The following is a 14,821-nucleotide window of genomic DNA, read 5'->3' on the forward strand; positions in this document are numbered from 1 at the left end:
TAAGTTTTATGTATGTGGACAGATTTGTATTGCTCAAAACCAATGAGTTCTCTTTCCTAATTTTAGCAGAAGGAGAAGTTACAGGACATTCTCATCCTTTTTATTTCTCCCTTCTTCCTTCTATTCAGAACTTTTTACCCATTCTACAATTCCATCTGCTAATACCTTTGCTAACTTCTGTTGTTCTTGAGAATTCATAATCCATTCAAACTCATAAGGATTAATCATAAACCCTAACTCCAACAACACAGAAGGAGCTATTGTCGGACGAGCTAAAGCTAAATTATTCCAAAATACCCCATAAGAAGGTCGGTCTAATTTTTCCACTAAATAATTATGTAAAAATACTGCCAAACTATGAGCTTGAGAATGATACCAAAAAGTACCAATTCCCTGAGTTTTTAGTGCATCGCCAGAATCAGGTAAAGCATTATAATGAACCGAAAGTGCTAAATCTGGAACTTGTTGATTAATCATTTCCACACGGTCTTTAGGATATAAATCCTCTTCTGCTTTTCGTGTCATATATACTGAAGCACCCCGTGCAATTAACTCATCCTGTAATAACTTCGACACAATTAATGTCACATTTTTTTCCGGATAACCAGTCGGACCTCTTGCACCTAAATCATTCTCACTACCATGTCCAGCATCAATCAAAATTTTCATCCCACTCAGAGGTTTATTAATAAAATTAATCCCACTATTTACCACCGGAGGATGTCGCAAAGTTAATCGCAAAGTTGTACCAACATATTCTAATTTATAACCCCATTGTTGCTCTGTTTTTAAATAAAACTTATACCTAACTCCCTGCTCATTTTGCACTGTTGAAGTCAAGATTGGTTGCCAGTCTAATCGCTCAATTAAAGGGTCATCATCTAAACGAATAGTATCAGTTTGAGCTGTCGTATTATGCAGAATTAAAGTTAAATAACCATCACCTTGTTCGACTGTAACTGGTACCGGTACTTGCAAAGGAAATCTAATTTCTGTTGCACCTTCAACTTGACGAGCAATAGCACCCCGAATTACCGAACGTGGTGGAGCAGCATCTGTAAATATCCTAGTTTCATCAGCTTTTATCCACCCACCATAGTCAAGACGTAAATAGTCTCCTTCCTTCCCTGTAATCAAAGCTTTTGTGCCTTTTGGCAAAGGCGTCAAACGAGAATAAGTGGTACTCGGTCCAGTTCTGGCCACACCCTCTTCTACTGTTACCTCCGCCACCTCAAATGTAGTGGGAGAAAGAATAGTCACTTTCCCCGGTGCTTTTTGAGTAACAGTTTGACCACTCACACTCAGTCTAAATTCAGGTTGACCTAAATCTCCTGATTTTTCTGCTTTAGCACAACCTTGATAATATTCTCCCGCAGAAGGAATTGGTTGATTTTCTCCTGTTAATACTGCCAAATTTCCTGGTAAATTTACTACTTGAGACTGAGAAAGTAAGGGAATAGTTTGTTCAGCTAATAATACAGAAATATTAGCATTTGGAGGAGCGATCGCCTGAAAACAAATTAATTCTCCTGGCATTCTGGCAATATCTTTTGCTGGAGTCAAAGAATTTTGACCAAAAGCTATTCCCACTGGTAAAGGTGGTTGGTTTGAATTGCGTGTTACCGTAATTATTTTTTCTTCATCTTGATGACGCACAGTAAATATATTTTTCCCTATTTGTAATGGAAAACTAGGGGCAAAATGACCTGATTTACTACGTTCATTAATTGCTTTCCCATTAACAGTAACTTCTGCTTCTGGAGAAGCTGTACCAATTAAAAAAAATCTATCTGAAGTGGTTTTGTGGTTTGCGGAAGGATAGGCAATAAATAGAGATTTTTTTGTTGCTTCAGAGTCTGATTTAAGCTGAGTATTTTCTCCATTATTGTGTGACATAGCAATAGGGCAAATGGTACTTATTACCCCTAAAAATATCATTAATCCTAAAGTTGATGAGCCGATAATTTTGCTAAATTTTTTGGTAATTATTGTTTTTTTTGTCGCCATTAGCAGTGGATTGAAATTTGCCATATTACTTTTTTGTTTTTTTTAGTTATATTTCTTTATTGTACTAAATTTTTCTGTTTGGTAATCAGGAGACAGGAGATAGGAGATAGGGAAAAAAGTGTTGTCATCACTAATTATCCGGACATGGTATTAGGAGGCGCGGATAAATATTGGATTTGAACTATTAAATTTTTAAATTCGTATTCAATAGAACATCTGTAATTTAGAGGAAGTAATTTGGCGATTACTGTATAATATCATGTCCGGTTGAATACTTATAAATAAACGACGGAGTCCTCAGGAGTCAGTCATCAGGAGTCAGGAGGGAAGCAAAAAGTAAGAAAGAAGAATAAAAAATAAAGAGGAGGAAAAGGAGAAAGTTTTTTTTATCACTAATTATCCGGACATGATATTAATTTAAATTATATTGTTCTGAGCTGATACTGAATCCTTAAAGCCTAGTCTCAGCTTTTTTTCTAGCTTTGTCCAATCTGCATGGTATCAGTTTTCCTCAGTTTTCCATGGTTAAAAAAAAATTCAGTTTTTCAGCTAATATCTGAACGTGAGGTTCACTCAACGGTTTAATTAATGATCAACCTGCCATAGGGCGATCGCGTAGCGGTGCGTAGCACTATCGCCACCCTTCCTACTTCATCTAAAATTTATTTTGCAATAGTTTAATTATAGAAGCCATTTGGTATCTTTGAGTCATCTGTGGAGATAGGAAATAAACCGAAAAGATGGAAAAATATTCCAATACACCGTTCTACTAAAATCACCCAAACTTACCCATACATGGTTGCATGAGCTTTGGAGCTAGCTTCCTGCTTTCCTAGGTCATGCTGCGCAAACACAGAAGACCACTGACCAAGGATTTTTTTTTCATAAGTTAGCGGTTACGATTTGACCTCCAGATTTGAGTTCTTTAGCTCTAGCCAGGAGAATGGTACTCCAGTCAATTTGTGGACTTTGGCTAGTTTTTTTACTGCTTTGCGTCTGTTTTTGGAGCCAATAATTTTTTTTCGGAGTTCGTTCTACTTGCGCTTCAAATAGCTGATGCAGACAAATATCCGGGGGGTAATTTACGGCAGTCTTGTTCCACTCTCTTAAAAACTTATAATTTTCTTGATATTGACTCAATCCCATATACCCTGGTTTTTATTGTTAAAATAGCAACATTCGTTTGTGATTATAATTGACTTTAAGCTTTTTACCTGATGCCTTTCAAAAATATTATCCAGTAATGATTTCAGCTAACCTGTTTACCTCTATGGATATAACTAAATCTATATTCATATCGGGCAGTTTAATTTATTTAAAGGTTGAAGAAAATAAATCTTGACATATTGTTATATATTGTCATGTATTATTGACAAAAACTCGAGCAATTATTACAATCATACATAAATAAAATAGACAATATATATTCTTTCAGATTCTTAGTAACTCAGTTAACTAATCAGAGCTAGTTATTCTGGCAATTCGCTAACTTTTAAATCTGTCTGAGAAGTCAAAGTATTAGTCTATTTTTTGATAAAAACATAGTTTTCAATTAAATCATATCAAGTCAAAATTATGACAAATAAACCAGAAACAAAACAAGCATACGAAGCTAAAACAAAAGCTCAAATTGATAAACTTAATGCTCAAATTGATGAAATGAAAGCTAAAGCTAAACAAGCTAAAGCTGATGTTGCGATTAATTATTACAAAAAGATAGAAGAATTGTCCACTAAGCGTGATGCAGTCAAAGTGAAATTTCAGGAACTACAAAACTCAAGCGAGCAAGCATGGAAAGATGTAAAAGTTGGTTTTGAAAAGGCTTGGAATGATTTACACGGAGCTTTTGATAGTGCAGTTTCTAAATTTAAATAACTGATATAGCAGAAGCAAGAAGGAAGAAGGAAGGACCGAAGGAGCGAAAAGTCTGGCGTTGTCTCAGTTTGAAATTTTTGATACTTCCACACCCTTTCCTTCGACAGCTACAGAACTTCCCGCTGTCATGAGGTACTTATGCTCCCACAGCAATAGTTTTAATATTTACGCTTTTTCTAAAGTAGCAAATACATTTAACTTCATTAAAACTAGAGCGATCGCCACATTATTAAGTAGGGGAGTAGGGGAGTAGGTAGGGACATTTCATGCAACGTCCAAGAGCGAGAAGTAAATATAATAATAATAATTAATGCGCTTCTAGGGTGCTAATTATCAAAAAGGTGATTCTTTCTGTTTTAATTACTTAATAATTGAAGTGCTACCTAAGTTAAGTATAATATTACTTTAATAAGTTTAACATAGAATGTCTATACAACTAGATGAAAAGTGTTTAATATTAAGTATTAAATGCTTATAGATAATTAAATTCAAGTATAAAATTAGTAAGCATTCCACAGGAAATGCTTACTAAAATTAAAATATAAAATTTTTACGGTCAAATATGTCAATTTATTATTGTAGGGAATAAATTAAAAAAATAATCTGACAAATAATAAATTAGCAGTCTACTGGTATAAATCAAAAGTAGATAATCAAGAGTATTATCAATATATTTAGAGTAAAATTTATCCAATTATTTCTAACTTTTTTTCTTTTTTGATTTGGTAATTTAATCACAAATTCTGTTCCTTTTTCACAAATAGAATTACATTCCAATTTTCCTCCATGCTTATTGACTATAATTAAGTGACTCATAGATAATCCTAAGTTGCTGACTTTACTGTTAGTATTGGTATTTTCAAAAGCTTCATATAGTTTATCTTTGAGGTTTTCCACTATTCCCAGTCCATTGTTAGCTATTCTAATTTCTACTCCATAGGATTCAATAATTGAAGTCGTAATAGTAATTCGATTTGGATTTTGCAGAATTTCTTGATAAGTTTTAAATTTTTTATGGTTATATTCTTCTAAATAATTAATTGTATTTACTAACAAACTCATAAAAACTTGATTTAAGGTATTTGGGTAACAATTAATCTGAGGTAAATTTCCATAATTTTTGACAATTTTAATTGCGGGACGCTGGTGATTAGCTTTGAGTCGATGCTGTAAAATTATCAGAGTATTATCTATGCCTTCATTAATATCAAAAGATACTTTCGAGGTACTATCTTCCCTAGCAAAACTTCGCAATGATACACTAATTTTACTTATGCGATCGCTTGCTTTTTGTACGGAAGATAATATTTTTGGTAGCTCTTCAATCATAAAATCTATATCCTTTTCTTCTGCATCTTTTTCAATTATTAGACCAGGGTCAGGAAATTGTTTTTGATATAATTTAATGTGGCTAATAATTGCTGTGAGATATGTTTCCGCTAAATTAACATTACCGACAGCTATACTAACTGGATTATTTAATTCATGGGCAATACCAGCAACTAATGCCCCAATGTTAGACATTTTTTCACTGTTAATTAGTTGCAATTGAGCTGCTTGAAGTTCTTCTAAAGATTGAGAAAGTTCCGCAGTTCTTGCCTGTACTTTATCTTCCAGTTCCGATGCAGATTTTTGCAATTCTATTTGTGCTGCCGTCCGTTTTTTTATCTCTTTTTGTAAGCGTATATGTATATTTATTCTAGATAAAAGTTCTTCTGCTTTAAACGGTTTAACAATATAGTCTACAGCTCCTAAATTTAAACCTTTTATTTTTTCAGTAGATTCAGAAAGTGAAGTCATAAAAATAACAGGAATATTTTTAGTTCTTTCTGAAGCTTGCAAAGTTCTACAAACCTCAAAACCATCTATTCCTGGCATGAGTATATCTAATAAAATCAAATCTGGTAATACATTTTTTGCCTTCTCAATTGCACTTGCTCCATCCTCTACTACAATGACATTAAAACCAGACTTTTTTAATACATTCAATATTAAATTGGCGTTTCGATATTCATTATCTACCACCATAATTGTGTGTTCTTTTTTTTGATTCATGGAAACTCCTTTGATGTTTTTTATTAGTTCAAACTACATAAGTTTTAGACTTGATTCAGTACAATTTTTTATGAGCATTACCAATAGGAAATCAGGAATATAAATCAAGATTAAAATGCACCCAATTATTCTCAAAAATTCTTGATTTTATGAATTAACTAGATTTATTGATAACAAAATAAAAGTAAATATCAGATCATTTATAATGTAAGCATTTGTAAGCATTCAGCTAGCTCGCATTTCCGTTTGTCATGCTCCGCAAACAGCAATCAGATGCATGAAAATATTCAAACAATAACTGAGGTTAGGTTATGGGCAATTTAATTAATGAACTTTAATTCTCCTTGGTGGATAATTCCCTTCTAGTATGATAATGAGTTTATAACACATAGCTGATAACATAGTTACGACCATAGGAGGCTAGCTGATGGCTGACTGCTGAATGCTTACAAGCATTTCCGTTTGTCATGCGGCGCAAACAGCTATTAGCAGTCAGCTAGCCTCTTACAGAGGAACTGCGTTATCAGCTTTTGAACCTAATAACTTACTAAGGTTATCAGATAACCTTTTTCTTTCGGTGCGGAATGCGGAAGCAAACATATTTCACTCCTTGGAGACTAATTCCTCCTTCAGTGCGATAATGATCTAATAACTTATAGCTGATAGCTGACCGCTGAATACTTACTTTATAATTACTTTTTTCCAGCTACTTATTATTTCCCTAAATACTACTTATACTCATAAAAAAAATTAATTTTTTATTGTATTATTAATCATGTTAACATTTTTATTAAAATAAGAGTAATTCTTTATCAAAAATTTTCACAATAGTATAATTACGATTGTATGAATTTTTGTATTGAGATAGATACAATGCTGTAAAAATCCTAAGCATTCAGCATTCAGCATTCAGTTATTAACTTATTAACTTATTAACTTATTATCTGAGAAGGAGAATTGAAAATTATGTTGACGCAACATTTCGCACCGAAAGAAAAAGGTAACAAGCTAACCTTAGTAAGTTCTGTACCTTCATGCATCTGTTTGCGCAGCATAACAAATGGAAATGCGAGCTAGCTGTTTGCGCCGCATTCCGCAGAAAATGCTTACTAAAAATCTCAACTATGACTACTAAAAATCAGAATATTTAGGAGTATTAACCCATTGCATATTATCATCCAAGGTTGGCGTTTTTTACCCCATTCTTATGCGATCGTAAATCAATTCCAACTACTAGAAATGCTGAACCGAAAACATCTACAAATTTATCATCAGGATATGCCTTACATTAGCAAAAGTTGGCAACCCGTCACAGGTTTATTTTCTCCTAATGCAGAAATAGCATTACGCAACATCCCTAAACCATCTCCTCAAAAAACTGCTGATGCCACATTACGGATATATGCTCCTTTTAATCTCAGTTTCTCCACGAGCAAACGAACAGCAGTTTTTGCTTGTACTGAATGGGGTATTGTGAGCAAATCTATTGTTAACGGAATGGGTGTAAAATCTTTTGCAGAAGCTCATGCTCAAGGAGATGCAATTATTATTACCCCCTCCCACTGGTCAAAAGACGGTTTTATTCGCAGTGGTGCTCAAGAAAGTCGTGTTGCTGTTGTCCCTCTTGGTGTCAACCCTGATATTTATCATCCTTTACCAACTTCTCAGAGAACTATCCTCCGCCAAAAATTGGGCATTCATAACTATTTTGTGTTTCTCAATATTGGGGTGATGTGCAATAGTAGTCAAGGAGTGGGACGCTTACTCAAAGCATTTGCCACCATTGTTGAGCGTTATCCAGATACTAAACTTATCCTTAAAGGTAGGGATGCTATTTTTCCTTCTCAAGATTCTATTCTCAAGGCTAGCAAAGTTGCCCTCACTAATGAACAGATGGAAAAAGTGAAATCTAGAATTATCTATGTTGGTGAAACTCTTTCATTTTTTGAATTAGCTCAACTTTATCAAGTTGCTGATGCTTATGTTTCTCCCTATTTAGCTGAAGGTTTTAATTTGCCAGTATTGGAAGCAACAGCTTGTGGTTTGCCTGTAATATGTACAAAAGGTGGCCCAACAGATGATTTTACTAACTCGGACTTTGCTTTAAAAATTGATAGTAAACTCCAAAATAATTATACAAAGGATGGAGATACCCTCTGGTGTGTAGTACCAGAACAAGAGCATTTGATTGAGTTAATGCAAACAGTTATTGAAAAATCTTTATTGTTAGACCATGCTCGTCAAACTGGACCGAAATGGGTACTTCAGCATTTTACTTGGAAGCAAGTGGTGGATCGATTATTAGATGTGCTTATTCCGTCTGTAAAATTTGGTAGACCGACTTTTGAGCCAATTATTCTTTAGTATTTACAATGGGCAATATTAATTTAGAGATTTTTGGTTAATTAGTCTAGTGCAGGATTGCGGAAATAACTGACCAGTTACAAAATTCTAAAAGCCTTACTAAGCAATACTTTTGACTTTTAACTTCCGCTACGCGGAACTAGACTTTCCATCATCGGTTAACCTTACCATTATAATAATTTATTTTAACCATTGGCAAGTTACTAAATCTACAATAAAATATCAGTATGTTCAGAAAGTAATAGATTGTCAATGATTACTTTGACTTACCAGTACAAACTTAAGCCCAACAAACAACAGGAAGCTGATATTAATCTTATGCTTGATGTCTGTAAAAGCGTGTATAACTATGGCTTAAGAGAGCGTAAAGACTGGTTAAATTCAAGAAAGTCACCAATTAATAGTTGTTCAATTGTTTCTGAATATATTATCCCTGCTGATACTCCTTACCCTAATTACAATCATCAGGCTAAAAACCTAACAATAGCTAAGAAGACTAATACTAAATTAAAGTCAGTTAATGCTCAAGTTTTACAACAAACTTTAAAGACTTTAGAACGAGCATTTTCTGACATGAAATATCTTGGTAAAGGCTTCCCTAGATTTAAGAAAAAATTGAGAAGTTTTGTTTTTCCTGCAATGCTCAAGAATTGCTTAGGCAATAATAGAGTTAAACTACCTCAACTAGGTTGGATAAAAATTAGACAAAGTAGACAATATCCAGATGGTTTTCAAGCTAAACAAGCTAGGATAGTCAAAAAAGCAACTGGTTATTATTTGATGATTATTTTTACTTCATCAGAGTCAGCTCCAGATAATCCAGTAGGTAAAAAGTCGTTAGGGATAGATGCAGGGATAGAAAGTTTTGTAGCTACTTCGACTGGAAAGTTAATCAAGTCTCCTAAGTTTTTATTGAGTCAACTACGGTAGGGGCGAATGGCCATTCGCCCCTACAATTGCTGCAAAGAAGACTTAAGAAAAAAAACAAGGGGTCAAATAATTGGTTAAAACTTCAGAGGAAAATAGCTAGACTACATGAAAAAATAGCTAATACTAGACGTGATTGGCACTTCAAATTAGCTCATCAACTTTGCGATTTAACAGACAATATTTTTGTTGAAGATATTAACTTTAAATCTTGGTCTAGAGGTCTTGTCAGAAAGCATTCTTTAGATTCTGGCATAGGTCAATTTATCAATGAAATACTGCCTTATATCTGCTGGATCCGAGGCAAGTATTATGCCAAAGTTGATAAGAATTATACCTCTCAAGAATGTCCTAAATGTGGGCATAGAAACAAGAAAAAACTCTCACAGAGAAATCACAATTGCAGCAACTGCGGATATCAAATAAATCGTGATATAGTTGCTGCACCCACCCCTACCCTCCCGGGAGGGGAGCAAGAGGGGTGGGTGAGGTTTAATAGCCGTGGGGCACGCGGTTAAAGAAAAGCGCACCGCCTGCGCTGAGGTTCCCGAGCGCGTAAAGACGGAGCAAGAGAGCTTGTGGAGATGGTCTGACGGGGGTACAACTCAACTTGTTTGATTTGTTACCAAGCTTACGAATCTGTTAAACAAGAATCCCCGGTTATAATCGAGCGATTTAACGGCGGGAGTGTCAAAATAATTGTACTTCTGGTCAACAATAAACATTAAAGTAATTTAACAGGACAATTATGCAATCAACAACAACTCAATCAAATACCTCAAATATGGATATGCCAAAAAGTGGTTTACCAGTAACAATAATTACAGGTTTTCTTGGTAGTGGTAAAACTACTTTACTGAACCATATATTGCAAAATCAACAGGGTGTAAAAACTGCGGTTTTAGTAAATGAATTTGGAGAAATTGGTATTGATCATGAATTAATTGTTTCTCCCGATGGAGATGACACAATGGTCGAACTTAGTAATGGTTGTGTTTGCTGCACTATTAATGAAGATTTAGTTAATGCTGTTCATCAAGTTTTAGACAGACCAGACAAAATTGATTATATAGTTGTAGAAACGACTGGTGTAGCTGACCCATTACCAGTAGCTTTAACTTTTTTAGGTACTGAATTACGAGATATGACTCGCCTAGATTCAATTATTACTTTGGTCGATGCTGCTAACTACAGTCTTGATTTGTTTGACAGTCAGGCAGCACATAGTCAAATTTTTTATAGCGATATTATTTTGTTAAATAAAACTGACCTAGTTGAGCAGAAAAATTTAGACTTATTAGAAGTGAAGATTAGAGATGTTAAAAAAGATGCGAGAATTATGAGGACTAGCCAATCACAAGTGGCTTTGCCGTTGATTCTCAGTGTGGGTTTGTTTGAGTCGGAGAAGTATTTTGAAATAAAAGAAGAAGCTCATAGCCATGACCACGACCATGACCATGACCATGACCATGAACATCATCATCACGGCCATGACCATGACCATGACCATGAACATCACGACCATGACCATGACCATGACCATGAACATCACGGCCATGACCATGACCATGAACATCATCATCATTCCAACCACTTAGAAAATGATGGTTTTACTTCTATTTCTTTTCAAACCGATAAGCCTCTTTCTCTTAAAAAATTCCAAGATTTTTTGGATAATAAATTGCCTGCAAATATTTTCCGAGCAAAGGGAATTTTGTGGTTTGAAGAAAGCCCTCTACGACATATTTTTCATTTGAGTGGTAAGCGGTTTACTATTAATGATGATGAGTGGAAAGGTTCTCCAAAAAATCAGTTAGTTTTGATTGGTCAAAATTTAGACCACGATCAGTTGCGATCGCAATTAGAAAACTGTGTTATTTCTTAAAAAGTCATTCAGAAGGAAGAAGAAAGAAGGAAGAAGGAAGAAGGTAATAAATTTGACTTTAAATTCCTACAAGCCAAAAATACTTTCTCTCTTCTTTTTCTAGGGTAGGAAGTGCTGCACATTGATTTTGCCTAGGAAAATAGACATCTCCAAAAATACCAAATAAAATCAATTATTATCCATAAATTATCAATTATTTCTCTCTGTTACCCGTTCCCTCTTCCCTTTTTTGGAGGAAATGTCTAATTATTATAGTGAGATGAAAAGCAAAAGTTAAAAATTTAGGAATGAGGAAATAATTTAATGTTTAATAATGAGCAAATTTCTTGGTTTCCTAAATCTAACTGAATAATACCCAATTCACGCATTTTTGCTACATCTTCTTGAGAGCAGGGAGTAGGGAGTAGGGAGTAGGAAAACAACGAATAAGATATCTTGACTTTATAGAAATAATGCCTAAAAACATTACTGAATCTGACTTATTAGTTATTTAATTTAAGAAGAAAGAAGAAAGAAGGAAAGACCGAACAACTGAATCGACGGGGATAGTAAACAACCTACTACTTCCTGTTTTATAACCCCAACAAGCTTGTCAACACCCTGTAGACGGCGGGGTATTAAACCCAAAATCAAAAGATTATGAAATCGGTAATTATTAATTATTAGTTGTTGAATCCCTACTCCCCTCTACCGAAGATAATTTCAGTTATCAGTTATCAGTTATACCAATTCCTAAAAGTAACGCTATACTTGGGTAAAACTTCAGTTATTAATTAATCAAAACAGGTAAAATCACCTTTTTGCTAAAAATAGCCCAGTTAATGTTAATTATTCTTACTTTTTACTTCTCCCCTACTCCCCACTCCCCTACTCCCCTGCTCAACAAAATGTAGAAAAGTTTTTGAGAAATGGTATTAGCATCCTCTGGAGGAACTGCGGACTTCAGTACCTCTGCAATAAGGAGGCAATAAAATACGGAATTATCTTTTTTTATCACCTTAAAAGGGGAGGCTTTAGACCACAATTTTTCGATAAATTATACTAATTTAGATTTATTATTGCTCCCTAGTTTCTTCTTTGCCAGAAGAAAAATTATTTTTAACTTTTAACTTTTTTGTTATGCGAATTATTATCCAAAGAGTGAATTTTTCTCAAGTAAAAGTAAATGGAGAAATTGTCGGTAAAATTGGCAAAGGATTAAATTTACTTGTAGGTATTGCGACTACTGATACTGAAGTAGAAATAGATTGGATGGTGCGTAAATGTTTAGAGATTCGTTTATTTCCTGACCCAGATAGTAATAATAATCGTTGGGAAAAATCAGTCAAAGATATTAATGGTGAATTGTTAATAATTAGTCAATTTACTCTTTATGGAGACTGTCGCAAAGGTCGCCGTCCATCTTTTGATAATGCAGCATCTCCTGAAGTTGCTAAACAACTTTACCAGTTATTTTTAGACCGATTAAAATTGAGTTCCTTAAAGGTAGAAACTGGTATATTTGGAGCAATGATGGAAGTTGAAATTGATAATGACGGTCCGGTAACTCTCTTGTTAGAAAGAGAATCTACTTCAACAATTAATAATTAATAATTAATAATTAATAATTAGGGTTCGCGCTCATAAAGTCTTTTTGTTAGGTTAGGGAGTAGGCAGTAGTTAAGAGTTAGAATTCAGGGGAGTTGTAGAAGAGGTAGTCATTCATCATTGCCCCTTAGTTTTTCTCTCATAATTACCCCACGCATCCTCACTTTTTCTGCTCCATCAACTGAAAAGCTGGTACTTTTTCAGTACCTAAAATTCTTCAAACCAATATCAGTTAATGCTTTGATATTTAATCAGCAAACCCTATTTAATGAAATATCTATGAATAAAGCTATTTTTTCCACCACAAAAATATTTCTATACTTAATTCTCTATTCTCTGTTGCCTATTTACTTTTTCTCAAAAGGATTTTCATAACTTAAATGTAAACTCTATATAAATGCGATTAATAAAATTTCGGGTTGACGAACCAAGATAGGGGTATTTCCACACCATTTTTTTTCAATGGTCGAGACAAAATTAATGTTATAGTACTATAAGTAATGGATTTACCTAACAAACAGGTGTCATGTTAATATCACAATTGTTAAATTAGGGTATTTCTAAACTTAAAAATTTAGTTAATATAATTTCAGATTTTAAATAAGGAAAGCTATGGGATTTTTGATTCAGAAGTAGTTCAACAGGAAGCTAAACAATTATTTGAGGATTATCAATCCTTAATTAAGGTAGGAAGTGACTATGGTAAGTTCGACCGAGAAGGTAAAAAGATTTATATTGAAAAGATGGAATCTATTATGGAGCGCTACCGCATTTTTATGAAGCGTTTTGAATTATCAGAAGATTTCATGGCTCAAATGACTATGGAACAACTTAAAACTCAGTTAAATCAATTTGGCATTAGTCCTCAACAAATGTTCGATCAAATGCACACTACTTTAGAAAGAATGAAGTCGGAATTAGAAAAACAGTCTTAATTGAATCACTAAAAATAACTATTTAATATTTTAAGCAAATTATTTTAAACAGTTTAGGAAAAACTATTTACTTTTTGAAACTATAGGAATAAACGGTTTTCTTTCCTTGGCTGAATGGCCGTATGATTTTAAGCGATGGGGATTCACTTTCAATCTATCTGAAAATGTTGCAATTTATCTACCGTTATAATCTTCGATTTAGCGGGATATGAATTGCAGCTATAAAATTAATTGAGCGGTAGTGAATTCCTATTTTAGGTTGCTTTGGCAGGTTTTTACAATAGCCTTGAATTATTTCCGACATTGATACTTGCATTACTCTTGCATAATATTTTAGTCTAGACTTTCCATCATCCGTTAATCTTAACATTAAATTATTTCTTCTAAGCCATTGGCAAATTACTAAAGCTACAATAAAATATCAGTATGTTCAGAAAGTAATAGATTGTCAATGATTACTTTGACTTACCAGTACAAACCTTTTGCCCAATAAGCAACAGGAAGCTGATCTTAATCTTATGCTTGATGTCTTTCAATAATTGATAATTGATAATTGATAATTGATAATTACCTCTCCCTAAAAGGAAGAGGATTGAATAAAAGGAAAAATTTATTCTCTTGGTCGATTGGATATGGCGCAGGTTTCCTCGCCATCCCTCGACCGCTTTTTTCCCCTTGAAAGGGGAGGCTTTAAACCTGAATTATTGAATTATTGAATTATTGAATTATTAATTATTCGGTAAAAGTGTGTACAATTATGCTTTGAGAGAGCGTAAAGATTGGTTACGTTCAAGGAAATCACCAATTAATAGTTGTTCAATTGTTTCTGAATATATTATTCCTGCTGATGCAGCTTATACTAATTACAATCATCAAGCAAAAAACCTCACAATAGCTAAAAAAACTCATCCTAGATTAAAGTCAGTTTCGGCTAAGAGCCGACATGAAAATGCTCAAGTTTTACAACAAACTTTAAAGACTTTGGATAGAGCTTTTTCTGATATGAAATCTCTTGGTAAAGGTTTTCCGAGATTTAAGAAAAAATTGAGAAGTTTTGTCTTTTCTGCAATGCTCAAGAATTGCTTATAAAATAATAGAGTTAAACTACCTAAACTAGGTTGGATAAAAATTAGACAAAGTAGACAATATTCAGATGTTTTTCAAGCTAAACAAGCTAGGATAGTCA

At 33.8% G+C, this 14,821-nt stretch carries 10 protein-coding genes; 8 read left to right on the top strand and 2 right to left on the bottom strand.

Features of this window, described 5'->3' with window-relative positions; translation table 11 throughout:
- Positions 1-120: 120 nt before the first annotated feature.
- Complete coding sequence (locus SAGCYANO_RS37500) at positions 121-1,896, bottom strand: N-acetylmuramoyl-L-alanine amidase (protein ID WP_237397079.1); 1,776 nt, start codon at positions 1,894-1,896, stop codon at positions 121-123.
- 1,686 nt (positions 1,897-3,582) lie between these two features.
- Between SAGCYANO_RS37500 and SAGCYANO_RS37510 the strand changes: the two genes are divergently transcribed.
- Positions 3,583-3,882 (top strand): hypothetical protein, encoded by a 300-nt coding sequence (locus SAGCYANO_RS37510; protein WP_202224684.1) that lies wholly within the window; start codon positions 3,583-3,585, stop codon positions 3,880-3,882.
- Positions 3,883-4,521: 639 nt separating this feature from the next.
- Here the strand turns inward: SAGCYANO_RS37510 and SAGCYANO_RS37515 are convergent.
- Entirely contained in the window at positions 4,522-5,937 is a 1,416-nt protein-coding gene (locus SAGCYANO_RS37515) for a hybrid sensor histidine kinase/response regulator (RefSeq protein ID WP_202224685.1), read from the bottom strand.
- 1,164 nt (positions 5,938-7,101) lie between these two features.
- Between SAGCYANO_RS37515 and SAGCYANO_RS37520 the strand changes: the two genes are divergently transcribed.
- From SAGCYANO_RS37520 to SAGCYANO_RS37545, 7 genes are all read left to right on the top strand, one after another.
- On the top strand, positions 7,102-8,301 hold the full coding sequence (locus tag SAGCYANO_RS37520) for a glycosyltransferase (protein ID WP_202224686.1): 1,200 nt from the start codon (positions 7,102-7,104) through the stop codon (positions 8,299-8,301).
- 252 nt (positions 8,302-8,553) lie between these two features.
- Positions 8,554-9,231, top strand: a complete 678-nt coding sequence (locus tag SAGCYANO_RS48535; protein ID WP_255502858.1) for an RNA-guided endonuclease TnpB family protein — start codon at positions 8,554-8,556, stop codon at positions 9,229-9,231.
- A 26-nt stretch (positions 9,232-9,257) separates the two neighbouring features.
- The gene (locus SAGCYANO_RS48540; protein WP_255502859.1) at positions 9,258-9,746 is read left to right on the top strand and encodes an RNA-guided endonuclease TnpB family protein; all 489 of its coding nucleotides are present in this window, start codon (positions 9,258-9,260) and stop codon (positions 9,744-9,746) included.
- A 230-nt stretch (positions 9,747-9,976) separates the two neighbouring features.
- Positions 9,977-11,113: a GTP-binding protein gene (locus tag SAGCYANO_RS37530; protein ID WP_202224687.1), complete on the top strand. Its 1,137-nt coding sequence runs from the start codon at positions 9,977-9,979 to the stop codon at positions 11,111-11,113.
- 1,119 nt (positions 11,114-12,232) lie between these two features.
- Complete coding sequence (dtd, locus tag SAGCYANO_RS37535; protein ID WP_202224739.1) at positions 12,233-12,703, top strand: D-aminoacyl-tRNA deacylase; 471 nt, start codon at positions 12,233-12,235, stop codon at positions 12,701-12,703.
- A 590-nt stretch (positions 12,704-13,293) separates the two neighbouring features.
- Entirely contained in the window at positions 13,294-13,635 is a 342-nt protein-coding gene (locus SAGCYANO_RS37540; RefSeq protein WP_375340069.1) for a DUF1825 family protein, read from the top strand.
- A 747-nt stretch (positions 13,636-14,382) separates the two neighbouring features.
- Entirely contained in the window at positions 14,383-14,724 is a 342-nt protein-coding gene (locus tag SAGCYANO_RS37545; protein WP_202224688.1) for a transposase, read from the top strand.
- Positions 14,725-14,821: the final 97 nt, after the last annotated feature.

This window comes from Okeania sp. KiyG1 (genome assembly GCF_014132355.1).
GTDB lineage: Bacteria > Cyanobacteriota > Cyanobacteriia > Cyanobacteriales > Microcoleaceae > Okeania.